General features: G+C 46.5%; 14 protein-coding genes. 1 reads left to right on the top strand and 13 read right to left on the bottom strand.

Annotated elements, in window-relative coordinates:
• Positions 1 to 10: 10 nt before the first annotated feature.
• From QHH26_05170 to QHH26_05230, 13 genes are all read right to left on the bottom strand, one after another.
• A complete protein-coding gene (locus QHH26_05170; GenBank protein ID MDH7481354.1) occupies positions 11 to 2,386 on the bottom strand; it encodes a hypothetical protein in 2,376 nt (791 codons plus the stop codon).
• 6 nt (positions 2,387 to 2,392) lie between these two features.
• Positions 2,393 to 4,372: a tetratricopeptide repeat protein gene (locus QHH26_05175; GenBank protein ID MDH7481355.1), complete on the bottom strand. Its 1,980-nt coding sequence runs from the start codon at positions 4,370 to 4,372 to the stop codon at positions 2,393 to 2,395.
• Positions 4,373 to 4,379: 7 nt separating this feature from the next.
• Positions 4,380 to 6,428 carry a tetratricopeptide repeat protein gene (locus QHH26_05180; protein ID MDH7481356.1) on the bottom strand — a complete coding sequence of 683 codons (2,049 nt, stop codon included), beginning with the start codon at positions 6,426 to 6,428 and terminating at the stop codon, positions 4,380 to 4,382.
• Between the two features lie 296 nt (positions 6,429 to 6,724).
• Positions 6,725 to 8,125 carry a hemolysin family protein gene (locus tag QHH26_05185; protein ID MDH7481357.1) on the bottom strand — a complete coding sequence of 467 codons (1,401 nt, stop codon included), beginning with the start codon at positions 8,123 to 8,125 and terminating at the stop codon, positions 6,725 to 6,727.
• A gap of 58 nt (positions 8,126 to 8,183) precedes the next feature.
• Positions 8,184 to 8,948, bottom strand: coding sequence for a diacylglycerol kinase (locus tag QHH26_05190; protein MDH7481358.1), 765 nt, complete (start codon positions 8,946 to 8,948; stop codon positions 8,184 to 8,186).
• Positions 8,932 to 9,348, bottom strand: a complete 417-nt coding sequence (ybeY, locus tag QHH26_05195) for an rRNA maturation RNase YbeY (GenBank protein ID MDH7481359.1) — start codon at positions 9,346 to 9,348, stop codon at positions 8,932 to 8,934. Before ybeY ends, QHH26_05190 begins: the two co-directional genes overlap by 17 nt.
• Positions 9,299 to 11,455, bottom strand: a complete 2,157-nt coding sequence (locus QHH26_05200; GenBank protein ID MDH7481360.1) for an HD domain-containing protein — start codon at positions 11,453 to 11,455, stop codon at positions 9,299 to 9,301. The genes ybeY and QHH26_05200 overlap by 50 nt, the downstream gene beginning before the upstream one ends.
• Positions 11,456 to 11,549: 94 nt before the next feature.
• The gene (locus QHH26_05205) at positions 11,550 to 12,005 is read right to left on the bottom strand and encodes a GatB/YqeY domain-containing protein (protein MDH7481361.1); all 456 of its coding nucleotides are present in this window, start codon (positions 12,003 to 12,005) and stop codon (positions 11,550 to 11,552) included.
• Between the two features lie 34 nt (positions 12,006 to 12,039).
• The gene (gene rpsU, locus QHH26_05210) at positions 12,040 to 12,228 is read right to left on the bottom strand and encodes a 30S ribosomal protein S21 (GenBank protein ID MDH7481362.1); all 189 of its coding nucleotides are present in this window, start codon (positions 12,226 to 12,228) and stop codon (positions 12,040 to 12,042) included.
• Between the two features lie 195 nt (positions 12,229 to 12,423).
• A complete protein-coding gene (locus QHH26_05215; GenBank protein ID MDH7481363.1) occupies positions 12,424 to 12,768 on the bottom strand; it encodes a histidine triad nucleotide-binding protein in 345 nt (114 codons plus the stop codon).
• Between the two features lie 44 nt (positions 12,769 to 12,812).
• Positions 12,813 to 14,090 carry a tRNA (N(6)-L-threonylcarbamoyladenosine(37)-C(2))-methylthiotransferase MtaB gene (mtaB, locus tag QHH26_05220; GenBank protein ID MDH7481364.1) on the bottom strand — a complete coding sequence of 426 codons (1,278 nt, stop codon included), beginning with the start codon at positions 14,088 to 14,090 and terminating at the stop codon, positions 12,813 to 12,815.
• 163 nt (positions 14,091 to 14,253) lie between these two features.
• A complete protein-coding gene (locus tag QHH26_05225) occupies positions 14,254 to 14,445 on the bottom strand; it encodes a hypothetical protein (GenBank protein MDH7481365.1) in 192 nt (63 codons plus the stop codon).
• 479 nt (positions 14,446 to 14,924) lie between these two features.
• Positions 14,925 to 16,334 carry an ATP-binding protein gene (locus QHH26_05230; protein MDH7481366.1) on the bottom strand — a complete coding sequence of 470 codons (1,410 nt, stop codon included), beginning with the start codon at positions 16,332 to 16,334 and terminating at the stop codon, positions 14,925 to 14,927.
• A gap of 591 nt (positions 16,335 to 16,925) precedes the next feature.
• Here QHH26_05230 and melA point away from each other — a divergent pair.
• The gene (melA, locus tag QHH26_05235) at positions 16,926 to 18,245 is read left to right on the top strand and encodes an alpha-galactosidase (GenBank protein MDH7481367.1); all 1,320 of its coding nucleotides are present in this window, start codon (positions 16,926 to 16,928) and stop codon (positions 18,243 to 18,245) included.
• The last annotated feature ends 27 nt before the right edge of the window (positions 18,246 to 18,272 follow it).

Consider the following 18,272-nt stretch of genomic DNA (forward strand, 5'->3'; position numbering starts at 1 on the left):
AATCCCGTTTCTAAATAAGTTTTCTCGACCTTCTGGCGCACACCACAACGGCAAAAAGGTAAATAATACTAGACACGATTGAAATCCATTTCCCTATTGTGAATGCTGTAGGCACGTATTCAATTTTTATCCAGTGATGTCCTGCTGAAAGTGGAATTGCGCGGAGAATATAATCCGCAGGCATCAGGTTGTACTTTCTTTGGTCGCTACCAGGCAGTGGCTTTGCACGCCAGCCTTTAGAGTACGCATCCGTTATGAGTAATATCGCCGGGTCAGGTAGCTCAGCCTCCACCACCAGCTCATCAGTCGAACGCTTCAAAAGTCTTGCCTTGCCGATTCTTCCCGATGGAACTGGCTTGGGATATGGCTCCGACTCAAGAATAACAGTCTTTCTCGGATTAAACCCATTTTCACTCATCTTGGCAAGGATATCATCACGGCCAGTGGCAACCTTCCAGTCCTGAACTAAATTTAGCAACGGCAAAGGATTAGGCAACTCGAAGACCTGTACCGCACCTCCCTGAGGAATGAAAACGTATCTGCATCTGATTAGGCTCGCCAGAGGATGAACGCTAAATGAACGTATCTCAGCCTTCGCTTCATCGGGGTCTTTCCCATTTATAAATGCAATAAATTCTGCATATCGGCGAAGAACAAGCGCATCATAACCCCATACATCATACCTGCCAACGCACATAGCATGGTTTGGATTATCTGGCCAAAGAATCCGGTAATCCCCCGGATTCTTCGCAAGAAAAGCTCTCAGACTTGGATTATCTGCCAGCTTTGAATCAAAGCTCACGCAAAGCATGCGAGCAAAAACGAGAATCTCAACCACCGCCAACACGCCAATTGCGTATACAGCTCGCTTTTCCTTCCTCGCAATCATAAGGAGAACAAACAATAATAGACAAATTCCGGCAGAAATGAGCAAAGACTCAGAGGCAAACTTTCCAGCCTGCAGGAAGAAATCTGACTCTAAGATTCCATGCCTGCCAATATAGCACTCAGCTGAACTAGTAATAGCTGTAGAAAATCTTTTCCATAATCCATCTGGATTTGCTGCCGACGTTCGAATAAAAAACGCCAAAATGCCGAGAACTAAACCAATACATGGAACGCTTGCTACAAAAGCCCGACTTTCCGGCGGCTTTCTTAACATCCGATCAAAACCAACCCCGGCTAACATAATTGTAAAAAGGGTGGCTTGAAGTATAAATTTCGACATCCCACGGAATGAGTTAAACCCAGGAATCCAATAATATAAAACATTGAAAAGCGGAGTATGCGATCCCAAGGCAAGCACAATAAGGATGAACACCATTGCAAGTGAGAGACGTCGGATCTGTTTGTCGCCAAATATCGCTCCATAAAGCGCCAGGAAGAAGCCACTCACTCCTATATAAAGCGACATTTCCCACAAGAAACAACGCCCCCAATAGGGGAATTTAATCATATTTCCGAAAAACCCAGGGACCAACAAGGTAATCAAATTTTCAGGAGGGAAAGAGAACATTGCCGCATAGTCATACTTTACACCCCCGCCGCGAATGCTCTCGGCCGCCGCCTGAAGCCCCGTTAGAAGCTGGACGGCAGACAGCGCACTTCCCACAACATACATCCCCATCACGCAAAGCCCTGTAATGAGTCTTTTTTCTGTTTTTATTATCCGAATCCCAGAGTAGAAAAGCACCGCCACCAGGGTGTAGAACATGCACTGTGGAAAACCAGCTAGCCCTTGCATTGCAACTGAAAATGCTCCCAGCAAGAACCATGACAGCGATGGCTTGTCAAACATACCGTCAATCGCAAGCAGTATCAGTGGCGCCCATGCCATAACGCATATTACAGGCAAATGACCAGCATACACATGCATAAATAGAGGCGCAGAAAACATCCACAAAATTGCCGAAAGAAGACATGCTCCCGGGTGTAGCCTACGATGTGCCACCCATAGATACATAAACAAACCCGCAAGAATGATGTGCGCTGCAACCAAAAGATTGATCGCCCTTGAAACTGAAAGTATCAAATGCAACCAATTTGGAGGGTATAAGAGCGCAGATTGAAAGAAACCGAAAAACGGGCTACCAGAGAAAACATACGGATTCCACAATGCTAGGTTGCCGTTCCTGAGTTCGCGGAATCCAAACTCCCTCAAATGAACGTAGTGTAGGCAGATATCCCCTCGGTTACGGGAAATAATAAAATCCTTGCCAGCAAAAATAGAACCTGCAAGCATTAATATAGTCAGAATGATAATCAATACAGCCGATATTGCAATAGTCGCCCTGGAATTGCTTACAAACGGAACGCTTCCTAAACGATATCCTTCTGACCTTGATTTGCCGCTTTTTTTGTTTTTTCGAATACTATAGTGTTTCATAGTCACCTATGGCTCCGGCATTCTTTCGGATAGAGCTTTCAAAAAGTCGGGATGAGGCGTAACCCCGTATTTGCGACACAGCTTGACCTCTCTCCATGCGCCTGCATAATCACCCTTGAAATATAAGGCTATGGCAAGGTTGTTGTGAGCTTCTCCAAGTGTCGGATCAAGCCTGATTGCCTTGCGGTATTCTTCTATTGCTTCGTCGAGCTTGCCTAATTCTTTAAGAATTACCCCAAGGTTGCTATGAGCCTCCGCAAGCGTTGGATCAATCCTTACTGCCTCTTGATATTCTCTCATAGCCTCGTTCAGGTTGCCCTGCACGTCAAAATCCAAGCCTTTACGGTAATGTTCCAGTGCATTTTCGCGTTGCTTTGACCTCACAACTTGCCGCACCACATTGGCACTGGCTCGCCGCCGCTTCTCTGCAGTGGCGGCGATTAGGTTAACCCGAGCGTCTTCAAAATTCGGATTCAGCCTAAGCGCCTCCGTAAAATGAGCGATTGCCAGGTCAATTTCTCCCATTCCATAAAACGCATTCCCTAAATTAAAATGAGTCTTCGGCTGATCTGGCATTATTCTAAGTGCGGCTTCGAAATGTTTCGCGGCTGTTTTATAGTCTTTTTTCTCGGCTAAAGCAGTGCCAAGGTTCATATGAGCAACCGAGTTTTCCGATGTTACTTCAAGAGCTCGAGTAAAAATCGCAACGCTATTTTTCCAATAACCCAATTGAACAAAAGTACAAGTAGAAAGACAAACAAGCGTTATAACAGCACTTAAAGGAAGAACGGAAGAATAGAGGAAAACATTGAAGAAGCAGCTAGCCTTTTTACTTTCTTCCATTACTTTATTTCTACTCAAGCTTCCAGTTAAATCTGGGATTCCCCATGCGATTACTATAAAAAGGCCAATCAAGGGAATGTAGGTAAAACGATCCGCCATGCCATGCATGCCAAACTGCACCAGACCAATTACAGGAACAAGGGTGCCCATAAACCACAGCCATCCAACTCCGACGTACGGCCGGCGTTTAGATGCTCGGAAGGCAAAATATAACAAAATCGCAAGCGCCAATCCAGAAGCTACCACCTGCCATTCCGGTATCTTATCGAGAGGATGGGGGTAGATAACTGCAAGCTTCTGCGGCCATAGCATCTTTAAAATATACAGGACATAGGAGACAATTGCATTAGAAACCCGAATGCCAAACGGTATGGCTTCAAACGAGCTTATCGCTCCACCCTTCTGCTGAGCATAGTATGCAATATAGCAAGAAATCAATACCATTCCGAAAAGCGGCAACTTCTCAATAATCAGGTGCGAGGTAGTCTTTGTACTTAATTTCAAATGCCGAGCAGTAGGCGAGCGATTAGCAAGTGTGCTGCGGCAGAGCGGCCAGTAATCCAAAAGTAGAAGCACGAATGGGAGAGTTACAAGCATTGGCTTTGACATCAGGCCAAGGGCAAAGAAAACAATAATTGGAGCATAGGTCGAAACCTTGGGAAATTGGACATATCGGGCATATGCCCACAGCGCAAGCATCCAAAAAAGCGTACTTAAGACGTCCTTTCTCTCGGCTACCCAAGCAACCGACTCAATATGTAAAGGGTGTATTGCAAAAAGCGCTGCCACAAAGCCACTCTGCCAAGGCAAGCCAGTCATGCGAACGAGGACTAAAAAAAGCACAACCGTGTTAGCCGAATGAAGCAGCAGATTGATCAAATGATATCCAAAAGGCTCCAGACGAAAAAGTTCCCAGTCAAACATATACGACAGCCAAACCATTGGCTGCCAAGTGCCTTGATACACAGTCCTAAAAGCCCAGCTGATATTTCGCACGTTAAGGCCGTGCACGTTTACATTATTTACGACATATTCGGGATCATCATAGGAGAGAAAATCGTTGTTGAGCACGCGGCAAAACGTAGCAAATATTAAGAGAAGCAGCGCTAGGCAGATTATTAGGTTAAGTCGTCTTTCGAACATACCTACCTCAGTTTTCAGGCATTTTCTCAGAGAGTGCTTTCAAAAAAGTTTTGGGAGGCTTTCCACCATATTCCTCATACAGACGGATTTCCCACCACGCCCCCACATAGTCTCCTTTTTCATACAGCGCAATAGCTAAATTTTTGTGGGCGCTTGCGTGCCTAGGATTAAGTCGAATCGCCATCCGGTAGGCTTGAATTGCCGCATCCAACTTGCCTAACTGACCAAGAGCAACCCCCAAATTGTAGTAAGCAGACACGAACTGCGGATTCTTTTGAACCGCTATTCTAAATTGGCGCACTGCTCCATCAAGGTCACCCTTAAATGCTAGCGCCAATCCGAGGTCATTGTAAACCTCTGCAAGGTTAGGATTTAGCTGTATAGCCTTCTTATAGTGTTCGATTGCCTCATCAATACGCCCCTGTGCCGCCAATGCTAGCCCAAGGTTGCCGTGAGCGTTTGCAAAGTCAGGCCTAAGCGACAACGCTTTGCCATAATGTTCGACTGCCTCAGATAGATTTCCCTGTGAAGCAAGAGCCAAGCCCAGGTTATTATACGCATCAGCATCATTCGGATTGACCTTCAATGCTTCTTTAAACTGCAAGATTGCCTCCTTTACCATCCCTCCTTCGGCTAGGGCAACGCCAAGATTGAGCATTGCATTAGGATCGAAAGGATAGATTTCCAACGCCCTTGAGTAGTGTGCTATTGCCTGCTTTATTTTGCCCTTCTCCCTTAAAGCATCACCAAGGCTTGTATGAGCCACAACATTGTTTTTTGTCACTGCAAGGGTGTGTTCAAATAGTGAGACACTATCACGCCAGTAGCCAACTTGGATGCGTGTGCAGATTGCCAGGGCAAGAAGCGATACAGCAGATGCAAATGGGAGAATAGGCAAATTGATAATCTTTCTTCCTTCTCTCGCTCCCTTTAATCCAATATTCCCCAGAAGGTCGGGGACTCCCCAAACAATTGCGATGAAAATGCCAATGAGCGGAATATAAGTGTACCTATCCGCCATTGCCTGGCTTCCAACTTGGATTATGCCAATTACCGGGACCAAAGTAAAGAGATACCAAAACCAGCCAACCACCAGATAGCGCCTGCTATGCGCTAGGTAGACTGCCAGCAAAGTTATGCTAACGAGAACCAAACCAGATCCAACAACTTGCCAAATCGGCAATCCCTCTATTGGGTATGGATAGAAAATCGCAAGGTTCCTTGGCCAGAGCATCTTGCCAAGATATGCAACATAAGAAACAAGCGCATTTGAAATACGGTCAGTGATGGCAACTTTTTGAAGCGTTCTCACAGCCTCGCCCTCATGCTGGGCAATGTATGTTATAACGCATGATATAGTTGAGAGCACGAATAGCAGCGCCTTCTCAAGTATAAGATTACCATGCTTACTTAAAGCAGCAGCCGACGTTGAGTGACGAGCAAGGCTGATGCGTCTTAAGGGCCAGTAGTCTAGCAGCAGGAAAACAAGGGGAAGGGTAACCAGCATAGGTTTCGACATAAGCCCAAGCGCAAACAAGACCATAACTCGAAGGTAAGTCATAACCCTAGGAGATTGCACGTAACTGATATATGACCATGTGGTGACCATCCAGAAAAAGGCACTCAAGACATCCTTTCTTTCGGCCGTCCAAGCGACTGATTCCACATGAAGCGGATGTATCGCAAAAAAAGCCGCAACGAGCGCGCTTCGCCACGGATAGCCTGTAACACTCAAGAGGATTCCAAAAAGAGTAAGCGTCGTCGCCAGATGCAAAATAAGATTCGTTAGATGGTGCCCCCATGGCTTCATGCCATACACTTCAACGTCGAGCATATGGGAAATCCACGTCATAGGATGCCAATTTGCCGCATGCCTAGTTGCAAACGCCCACTTAATACCTTCCCATGTTAATCCTGCTCTGACAAGTACATTCTCTGTCACGTACTCGCCATCATCGAAATTTATAAACTCATTTCGAAGCACCGGCAGGAAAACTCCGATGGTAATGGCAATTAGCGCAAGCATAATCCAGAAGCGCTGGTAAAACTTTTTCATTCTGCATTCTCCGCAACGGCAGACCTTGGCATGCGCCCACTAAGTTTATAATTCATCCATGCAATCCAAGCATACAAAAACGCTGCAAGAAAGACAATCGCTGAGATTATTGAAACCAGTTCCTTGCTGTAAAGCACGATGGCTAATCCAAGACATGGGTTGGCATGCTCAAATACATCCCAACTCTAACAAAAAACAGAAGGAGGCAGCAATAATGAGCGGAATTTCAGTGAAATTCTTACTATGCATGGTTATTATGGAGGCAAGATATTCCAAAAATTGGCAGCAGAACTATACTACCGCGCAGAGCCGCCCCCTTCTGTTTCTTCTTCACCCTCAGGCGACTTAGGGGGTTTAATAATGCGAACTTTCTGAATACGACGGCCATCTGTTTTCTCTACAACGAACTTTATGCCGTCATATTCGACCGCTTGACCCTGGTGAGGTTGGGTACCAAATAAACCAAATACAAAGCCACCTATGGTGTCGAATTCCTCCTCAGGCAGCTGAATGTCCATTAATTCGTTTATTTCGCTGATGGGAATTCTCGCATCGACTATCATAGTATTTTCATCTAGTATTTCGGTCATAGGTTCTTCGACATCATACTCATCCATAATGTCGCCAACAATCTCTTCGAGAATATCCTCAATTGTTACTAAGCCTGCTGTTCCGCCATATTCATCCACAACGATAGCCATTTGAATCTTGCTCTTCTTGAACTCCGCAAGAAGCTCGTCCACTTTTTTGTTTTCGGGAACGATGTACGGCGGGCGCATGAGTTCTCGGATATTGACCTTCTTGCCATTTTCATGCAACGCCCTCAGAAGGTCCTTTGCATGAACAACGCCGACGATATTGTCCACTGTATCTTCGTATATGGGCACGCGTGAATGCCCTGCACGGATTATCACATCTAGAAGCTCATCAACCGAGGCATTTACCTCGACACATTTCATATCGGTCCGCGGCGTCATAACTTTTCGCACGACGGTATCGGTGAACTCAAAGATGGAATGAATCATCTCCTTTTCTTCCTCTTCGAGAACACCTTCCTCTTCGCCGGCTTCCACAAGCATTTTGAGCTCTTCCTCAGTTAGAATTGGCGGTGAGAAGCTAGCTCTGCCACCGAAAGGTCTGACAAACAGATTGCTTGCGGCTGTGATTGTTTTAACAAACGGTGCCGTGAGATACGAAAGCCAAAGCATTGGACCGGCAACCAACAATGCAATTTTTTCGGCGTGCTGGAGAGCCAGACTTTTTGGGGCAGTCTCCCCAATTACTAAACTTAGAAAGACTATCACAAGGGTCAAGAGCACGACCGCTGACGCAATTGGGTTGTCAGCGATGATTGGAATGCCTGTCGCCTGAAGGTACTTTGCTAGTGGTTCGGCTAGCGTAGCGGCACCTGCCGCTGAGGCGAAAAACCCAACGAGGGTGATGCCCATCTGCACCGTCGCCAAAAAGCGGGTGGGGTCTTCAAGCAGCCTCTGAACCGCTTTTGCTCGAGAGACGCCTTCGTCCACAAGCTGCTTTATTCTTGTCTTGCGCACGGATACAATCGCTATCTCTGCCATAGAAAAGAATGCATTACAGAAAAGCAGCAGAAATATGAGAATAACGCTCTTAACTATGCCGGGATTGCCCGTGCTTCCTACCATCCCGGCAAAACTGAACGGGTCAACATCTGTACCCAAGTAATAAAACACCCCCTAAACTGAACATTAAAAGGATGAAACTAACCACAGTCTAAACTTAGCCTGGTGCAAACCAATAAACGACAGCCGTGACTAGCATTGCAAGCACGGCGCCGATGATAACCTCCTGCAGTGAATGAATCTTAGCCTCAACGCGACTCTGGGCAATAAGGAGCGCAAGCACAACACCTAATATTGCGGCAAGATTGTTTTTCGAGATGTATAGAATCGAAGCTGCTAGGAAAAAACCTGCGGCAGTGTGACCGCTCACAATTCCTCCTCTTAACAGCTTTCCCTTCGAACCCAATACTTTGATAATTGTGATAAGTACCAGCAGGATTACGCCAGTGAGAAACACCCGCATCAGCGGACCCGGCCTTTCTCCTCCAACCGGACTACCAAAGCCGCCTAGGTCGAAGTACTCTGCAGATAATATGACTCCAACGATGACAGCCGTTACAGCCGAAATAAGAACAGCACCAGCCGCGGCATCTTTGGCGAATTTTGCTAGTGGATGATATGTAGGCGCTATGATATCCACAACAGCCTCAATGGCTGAATTGAACATCTCGCAAATTAATACAAGTGAAATCGTAAAAAGTAACACCAACATGTCCCTTTTCTCTAAATTGAAAAGGAGAGCAACAAGAAGCACAAGAAAAACCATAACGAAATGAAAGCGCATGTGCTTCTGTGTGCGAAAGACATCAAGTATGCCATTAACCGCATACCTGAATCCTCCCAAAATGCCCCTTGGCTTGACATTTGGTGCTTCTGAATCATCCGTAGACTGATCAATTGCCTCTTTAGTTAGATCTTCCATCGTTTGATTGTTCCAAAATCTCCTTTTCGTGTTCCCGCATTACAGCTGCCTGCGCTTCAGTTTGGTCACCATAACCTAGAAGGTGGAGCATGCCATGTGCAACCAACAAACTGATTTCATCATCAAGTGAATGACCATGCTCCCTTGCTTGTTTTTCGGCTGTTTCCACGGAAATTATTATATCACCCAGCACAACTTGGTCGTTTTCATAAGTTACTTCCTTGTCTTCCAATTGCGAAAAGGCAAGAACATCTGTTGGCGAGTCTACACCTCTATATTCTTTATTCAATTCGCGAATCATCTCATCATCTGTAAGGACAATGCTAACCTCTGCAGGTCGGTTAAATCCCTCAACTTGCAGTGACTTGGCTACGACCTTTTTCAACCTTTCCTGATTCACTTGCCTCTTCTGAAGATTCTTTATTAGCACTTCCATTTGCAGATTTCTTTCCTTCGGTCCCTGTAAGTTCAGGATACTCGATACGAGCATGCATCATGCTCGTCAGCGTTCGAACAAATGAGTCTCGAATTCGACTTATATCCTTAAAAGTCAAATCTGATTCGTCAAGCTGGCCATCAGCTAAACGATCATCAATAATCTTATCCACGAGATTTTCTATGCGGCTAGGCGTTGGCTTCGATAAACTCCGCGATGCAGCCTCGACCGAATCAGCCAGCATCAAAAGAGCAGCCTCTTTACTCTGCGGCTTAGTTCCGTCGTAGCGGAAATGCTGTTCGAGCATGTCCGACTCGTTATTCCCTTCGCTTGTAGCTTGATGATAAAAATATTTTACGACGCTCGTGCCATGATGTTGCGCCATTAATTCGCATATCAATGGCGGCAATTTGTATTCCTTCGCAAGCTCGAGGCCGTCTTTGATATGCGACCTAATTACTAATGCACTTAGCGAGGGATTCAGCCCATCGTGAGCATTTTCAACATACTGGTTCTCCACAAAGAAATGCGGCCGCTTCATCTTGCCTACGTCATGATAATATGCCGCAACGCGAACAAGTAGCGGGTCCGCTCCAATTTGTTCAGCAGCTCCTGCTGCTATATTTCCCACAAATATGCTATGACTATATGTACCCGGTGCCTCCATTAATAACCGCTTCAATATAGGGTTGTTCGTATCCGCCAGTTCCAAGAGGCGATTGTGGGTCGTGATTCCGAAAGGCTTTTCCAATGCGGTCGTCCCCAACCAAAACAGACCTATAGAACTCACTCCTCCGACAACAGCCCATCCCGAGCCTATAAAAAGCGTCCTTACATCGTCGCCGCCTACACGTCCAATTAACCACACTATCGCAAGGTTAGTTAACGACACAATTACTGCCGCGGTCATTAGGTCCGACCGGTGGCGGATGTCGGATACCGAATAGATTGCTACAAAACCGCTAACTAACGCCGCTAGCGCCCACCGTAGCTCCTGATTCATCGCAAATCCTGTCATCGCCGACAGAAGCGCCACAATCATGACGGCGACCTGCGGATTAATCAGCGTCGCAGTGAGCATGCCCGCCGTAGCAATCCAAATCATCCCAAAATAGCCGCTTTGTGAGCCACTTAAATTCAAACCAAGTGCCGCGCCGCCTAGCTTCAGCCCCAAAACGCTTAAGACTACTATCAAAGACAGTAATCCAAGCAACTTTGTGGACCTATATATCCGTGCATGGTATCGCGCAAGATAAAGAAGCGTGAAAATCACTACACAAGCAACAAGTATGCTTATGCACATCATAGTGACATAATCCGCCTTTGGATGGCTTAGCCCCAATGCAGTGAATTTGTCTATGTGCTCAGGCGTAACGCGCTCGCCTTTGGAAATAACCACTTCGCCGAGAAGAATCTGACCATACTTGGGGGGCACCATCCGCATCTCCCGCTCTTGAGCCTTCTTTGTAGCTTCTGGGTCGAACAGGCGGTTCGGCCTTATAAGACTACCGCCTATCTTCGAGACTGCGGCAGCATACTTGGTATTTCCTAAAATTTCTATAAGACGCTTTCGAAACTCTGCACGCACGACAGGAACGTCATCCGGAATGTCACGAATCTCCCTATCAACAATCTGACGCATTAGTGGCTCTGCGTATGATTGAATCTGATCAAAGGTCTTTGCATCAGCTTTTAGCAGAATTCTCAAAGCTTCGGAGTCCACACACTCCTGCAAGTCTGGGCGAAGGTTGCGGCTCACGTAAGCAATCCTGGCTTCGTCGGAATATAGGGTGGGGTCGAGCCTAGCACGCTTGAGGACATCTATAATTTGAGCGAAAGCCTCGCCAGTCTCGGAAGCAGCCTTTGGAACGACGGTATAGACCTTGTCGGTTCTTTTAGCCGCCTCCTGTCTGAGACGCTCCGTTGCAATTGTGTCTATATAACGGACCGTTTTGTGGGCACGAATTTCTTCGTTGCTGATATCGCCAACCCGGAGTGATACCTTCTCAGGAAGTAGATGCATTGAGAGGAGGACCGACAAGATGAGTATAACGCAGAGGGCCAATATCACACGCGGACCCCCTGCTCTCAATAATGCCGATTTTCGCTTATCCAGGTCCTTTTTGCGGTGCCCAGGTTGGGCAACGGAGTTAAAAATAATCATATTATGCAGAACTGCGCTCAAGCAAGCGGTCGACTATCTCGCTGACTAATCTTCCGTCTGCTCGACCACGAACGCGCGGCATAAGGGCGCTCATTACCCGACCCTTATCTGCCTTTGACGCAGCTTTCAGTTCTGCTATCACCTCTTGCGCAATCCCGGCTATTTCGTCCTCAGAGAGCTGTTCAGGCAAATATTCCGAGAGAATTCTCATCTCAGCGGTTTCCTTCTCAACTAAATCTGTCCGACCGCCTTGTTTGAACTGCTCAATGGACTCCTGCCGTCGCTTAATCTCACGGGTGATTACCTCAGCGATTTCTTCCTCAGTAAGAGAACGGCGCTTAGCAATTTCCGCGTTTCGGATCTCGCTACGCGCCATACGAATTACCGATACTCGGAGAGTATCCTTGGCTTTCATCGCCGCTTTATAATCTTCTTCTAGCTTTTCCCGCAACGACATACCAAATTGCCTCGCGGTTGGCAAACCTTAGGTATTAACCCTTGTTGAGCTTCATGAGCTTGCGCCGCCGAGCAGCTTCGGCCTTGCGCTTCTTGTCGCTAGGCTTCTCGTAGTGCTCATGCTCGCGGGCTTCCTTCAGAACGCCAGCCTGTTGAAGTTCCTTCTTGAATCGCTTTAGGGCGCTATCTATTGATTCGTTTTCCCGCACTTGGACTTGCGCCAATCAGTGTCCCCCCCTACGTTATTTAATCGCTTTAATAAAATACCTTCCATATACAAGTTTCGGTTGAAGGGTTCTTCAACTTAACCCCATTGAAAAAACTTTATTGCAATAAAACTGGCTGCGCGGCTGCGCAGCCCTACCGTCAGTCGCTGGAGGTCAAAACCATTATATATTTATTTAATTCCGTTGTCAAGTCTAACCTGGAGGCCAGCTCAAAGCCCTGCCTCCCAACAGATGGAAATGCAAATGCGGCACGCTTTGACCTGCCGCCGGACCTGAGTTGACTACAACCCGAAAACCTCTGTCCGCAATACCAAGTTCTTGAGCAAGCTTCGGGATAACTAGCCAAATCCCTTTTATTATTTCCGAATGTTCTTGATTAAGTGAAAGCACCCCCGCAATGTGCTCCTTAGGAATAATAAGTACATGCACTGGAGCAACTGGATTCACATCTTTAAAGGCGAGAATAGCTTCATCCTCATATACTACTTGAGCTGGAATTTCACGTTGCACAATCTTGCAGAATATGCACCCTTCCATGAAGTCTACCTCCCAGAATAGCGCAGACGCTACTCTAACGATAATCACGCGTTACTTGTTATGATTTCCCCAAAAACTTGATTTTCTTTCACATCGGCAATTCTAACCTGTACAATTTCTCCAGCCTCGCATTTAGGGTCGTTTTTAAAAACAACCCTAATATAATTATCGGTAAAGCCTGAGCGAAGTTTGCTTTCTTTATTGCCCTCAACCAATACGGCCATGGTCTTACCGATAAACCGCTTTGCAAACTTTTCGGAATGAGCCTTTGCCAATTCAATTAATAGCTCGCTCCGCCGCTTTTTCTCAACCGGTGAAACATCATCTGGCATCAAATATGCTGCTGTACCTTGTCTTGGTGAAAATCGGAATATGTGTGCCCGTGAGAATTCCAGCCGCTCTGCAAAACGGTACGTCTCTTCAAACTCCTCAATGGTTTCGCCCGGGAAGCCTACCATAATATCGGTCGTTATCGCAATATCCGACACCCTTAAACGAGCCTCTTCAACAAACCGTTCGAACTCTTCCGCAGTGTAGGGCCTGTTCATTCGCTTAAGTACTCCATCGTTGCCGCTTTGCAACGGCACGTGTAGGTGGCGACATATTTTTTTCTCGCTAGCCATTATTTCAAGAAGACAGATTGGCACATCGGTCATTTCAATCGAGCTCAGTCGGATACGTTCAATCCCCGAGACTTTCACAAGCGATTGAAGAAGTCCAACAAGGTTTGTCCCACCATATTCGTAGCGCCCGAGCCTTATGCCAGTGAGAACAATTTCCTTGAATCCTCGGTCGGCTAGTTGAGTAACCTCGTCAACAACCTCATCTGCCGGCTTACACCACATCGTTGGCCTGGCAAAAGGCACGATGCAATATGAGCAAAATTGGTCGCATCCATCCTGGATTTTCACCAGCGCGCGTGTTCTAGCACTAGCCGCCCTTGAAACCGAGGCCGCCATGTCTGTTTTACTCACCTTACTAGGGAGAAGCCGCCCGATGTATTCTACGATGGCATCTTTGTGCCGGTTCCCCAATACGAGCGATACACCCTCGATTCCACGAGCTTCATCAGGCGATGTCTCAGCATAGCAACCGGTGAGTACGACGCTTGCCCCTGGGTGACGGCGTGCAATCGTTCTAACAGCCTGCCGGGATTTGCTGTCAGCAGTATGTGTTACCGAGCAACTATTTATGATATAAACATCGGCTGAATCAGCAAAGTCAACAACATCATACCCACTAGCACGCAGTGCATCCGCCATCCTCTGCGTTTCGTATTGATTAACCTTACAACCAAGAGTATGAAATGCCACCTTTGGCACTTGAAAATTCTCCTTCCGCCCCAGAATTTTTCATCCTAGGGTTACATCAAAATTTTGCCATAACCCAGAGTAGCTGTCAAATGAACGGAGAGAACGCCCGCAAAACAGGGATTTATAAAAACCATCGGCACGACGAGATCATGCAAGATTTTACTTTTAAAAATTAAACCGTGTTCATGTAGTTGGGACCACCAAGCGTGTTAGCAACCGCAACGAGGTCCTGATAATCATTGGTGTCGCCGTCACCATCTGCATCGCCAATAAGCCGGATATCGTCCTGCTTAAGATTGCCATACAATGCAATCTCCTTATGGACATCATACGATGTTGATTCTTGTGCCCAAATGCCTGCCATGCAAGCAACCGCCAATAAGATGCATAGGAAGACCGTCAGCAGTTTTGTACCGTACTAAAACTTCCTTTTGACTATGCTAGCCAAGCCACTAGTGAAAACCAAGAATAAAATTCGCTATATATGCTTACCGCCTAACAACATGAATTTGGGCGATATTATCGTCATACGGCTATAAAAGACTTATCTTGGTCTTCTTGCATATTTCAAGCTTGAAAACGAACGCTCTAAACAGGGAACAACACTTGCAAAAAGCCGGGTTTGCTTTGTAACTTGGGTTGCTATTGCGGTAGATAGGATAGCTGGGTTAAAGAGAAGCAGCCCAAGCTCATATTTTGTGCGCAGGCAACGTGAAAAAGCAATCCAGATACGCGCAACCCTGCACTTTTCTGGCAATGTTACAAGGAGAATAACGCACTTCAAGCGAATTTTAAACGCTTTGTAATAAACAGGTAAAAATACCAGGGGTGTGTAGGTTAATGCTAGCTACTTCGAACAGGAAGGGTGAAGGTAAAAGTGCTGCCGCAGCCCGGCTCGCTCTCCACCGAGATTGTGCCGCCGTGAGCTTCGACAACGAGCTTACAGAAAGCGAGACCAAGGCCGGTTGACAGCTTTCTGCGCGACCATTGGGGCTCGACTTGGACGAACTTGTCAAAGATTCGTGCATGGTATTCTTTTGGAATGCCCTCACCTGTATCACTTACGCTTACCGCCACCGAAGATTTATCGGCAGTTAAATTTGCCTCAACTGATATACGCCCACCAGGCGGCGTGTGGCGAACCGCATTACTTAAAAGATTAACAACCGTCCTCACTATCCTATCACGGTCTATTTCCAACTCAGGCAAGCCCCTTTGAACACGGCGATGGAGCTCCAATCGTTTGCGCTTAGCAAGAATTTCTACCTGGCTAATGGCTTCCCGAAGCACCTCATTTACCCGAGTAGGCGTCTTGTGTAAGGTGACTTTATTGCTTTCCATTTTACTAACATCAAGGAGGTCGTTTATCATGCCAAGGAGTGTCTGAGCCCCGTGAATCGCCATCTGGAGAACAGTCTCTTCTTGAGGGGAAAGCCTAGGCTTAGTCATTTCCGCCAGTGTAAGCATCGAGCTGATGGCCGCGGACAGTGGTGTGCGCATATCATGTACTATCATATCTATTAAATCCTTTTTCATTCGTTCGGACTGACGGAGCTCATGATATGCCTCACGGATAAGCCGATTCTTTTCTCGTATTGTAACTGCGGTATCAAGGGCAGTAGCGGCTTTCCCGGCAAGCATGGCTACCATCTCAAGTGGTTCGAGGTCTTTAAGAGTTTTCGATTGCCCATCAGAACGCCTAGCTACCCAAAGGCAAGTCGTATCACCTAATCCCCAACACCGCGTTTCCTCGACTGTAAACTCTGTGCCCAACCCGGCTGATAAGCCCGCAGACATAATGCCTGATTCAAAATGGCAGAGTGGCTCGCCGATGTTCGGCGCCCCAGAACATGTGGCGCATTCATTCAAACTTATGACGAGATGGTCATCAGTTTGCTCTTCGATTGTTCCCTTTCCCACTCCAAAATCTTCAAGCGCATCAATAACATCTGCAGGCCCACGAATACCTATTTTTTGCGCCACCATTTGGCCGGCGACGTTCAACATCGCCGCCGAAAGATTTGACCCGAGCAATTCACGAAATGCAAGCAGGCGTACTGCACGATAAAGTTTAATCGGCACCGTCGGTCCAAGAGTTGGCCTTTCAAATGAAAAAATCCCAGGTACATCAAGGGGATGTTGGGTCCGCGCCTCCTCAAGGCTTATGTTTATTATGCGGAGCGCTTCCTCTTTCAAAGCTTCGCTTAACTCTATAGTAGGGTGCAACTCAGAGGCATCCTTCGAATTTTCCATTTTAATCTCTTCGCTCCCCGGCAGGTACTATGAGTTGCCCGTTATTGAGGATGATTTCAGCAGCATTTTTGCAGTTCAGGATACCATATAGCAGCCAAAATAGCAACCAACCAGGCAATTTTTGCCCTTTTTGAAAAGTATTAATTCCCGCCTCTTGAAAAATTAAGAGAGAGCTTTTTAAGTAATTGGCAAGGAGACGCACCAGCTGTTTATAAACGTTTCGACATTAACATATCACATTCCTTTGGAAACTAAACAAAAAATTGACTTATTTTCAAATTGCATACTTGATCTCAAAGGCACTTGATGAAATAGGATAATTCGAACCGTGCCGCTACATCGGCACGATACAAGCTAAACCCTACCAAGCCCAAGACAATATACAGGCTCGGATGCTAAACCATGACAAATAAACCAAGAAAAATTGTAAACGTAGGAGGAAAATTTTATGGCTTGCGGAGTAATGATATGGTGGAGCTAGCCAGGTAACGATGCCACGCATGAACATGAAAGTCAGCTCGTTGCCTTTAAGATAAATGGTTCCGTCATTTCGCTAATCTATAAATATAAAGTAGAAGGGGAATTCTAATTATGCCACGCAAAATTGCATTTATCGGAGCGGGAAGCTTCGGGTTCACTCGCGGCCTTGTCAGGGACATTCTCACGTTCCCTGCTCTTGCAGACAGCACACTTGCACTTATGGACATTGATCAAGAGCGTCTTGACTTCAGCAAAGCTGCAGTCAACCGAATCATAGAAGCAGGAAAATACCCTGCAAAAGTAATCACTACACTTGACCGTAAAGAAGCTCTAGAAGGTGCAGACGGAGTTCTAATTACCATTCTCCAAGGAGGCCCTCAAGTCTTCCGCACAGATATTGAAATTCCCAAAAAATACGGAGTTGACATTAACGTTGGTGATACAAGGGGGCCTTCGGGTATTTTCCGAGCCATAAGAACAATCCCAGTGATGCTTGAAATTGCTGCAGACATTCAAAAGTATGCTCCTAATGCCATTGTGCTAAACTACACGAACCCAATGGCAATGCTATGTCGAGCAATGCAAAGCGAGTATCCAAAACTGACGATATCAGGTCTATGCCATAGCGTTCAAGGAACAGCAATGATGCTTGCTAGCTGGATTGGCGCACCATACGAGGAGATTACTTATCATTGTGCCGGAATCAACCACCAAGCTTGGTATTTGGACTTCAAATGGAACGGCAAAGATGCCTATCCTCTCATTCGAGAGGCAATTACAACGAGACCAGAAATATATAACCATGAACAAGTAAGGAACGAGATGTTCCTGCATCTCGGATATTATGTAACCGAATCTAGCGGTCACAACTCTGAGTATGTAGCTTGGTTTAGGAAACGCCCAGACCTAATTGAAAAATACTGCACCACCGGAACCGGCTGGAATCCAGGCCATCACGCCTACATACTCAATGAATATCTCCGACGAGAGGACACATGGAGGGACAGCATCAAAGCAGCTCTTGAAGCACCCGTGCGGCTTGAAAGGGGACACGAATACGCAGCAAGCATATTTAATGCAACCTTTGGCGACGGTACCCTCTTTGAGTTTAATGGCAATGTGCGCAACAACGGTATTATAGACAACCTGCCACAAGGTTGTTGTGTAGAGGTGCCAGTGCTTGCATCCAAACGTGGCCTCGACCCAATCAAGGTTGGCCCACTTCCACCTCAGTGTGCGCTCTTGAACAGCATCAGCGCCCAGTGTGAGGAACTAGCAGTCGAAGGTTGCCTCCAGGGCGATCGTGAAAAAATATACCACGCAATCTATTACGATCCGCTAACTTCGGCTGTACTTAGCTTGGCCGAGATCAAGTCCATGGTTGACGAAATGTTCGAAGCGAATAAAGGTTTTCTTGGGAGATTGGAATAATAGAGTGACAGTTTGGGAAAGTAACAA

Source organism: Armatimonadota bacterium (assembly GCA_029907255.1).
Taxonomy (GTDB): Bacteria; Armatimonadota; UBA5829; order DTJY01; family DTJY01; genus JAIMAU01.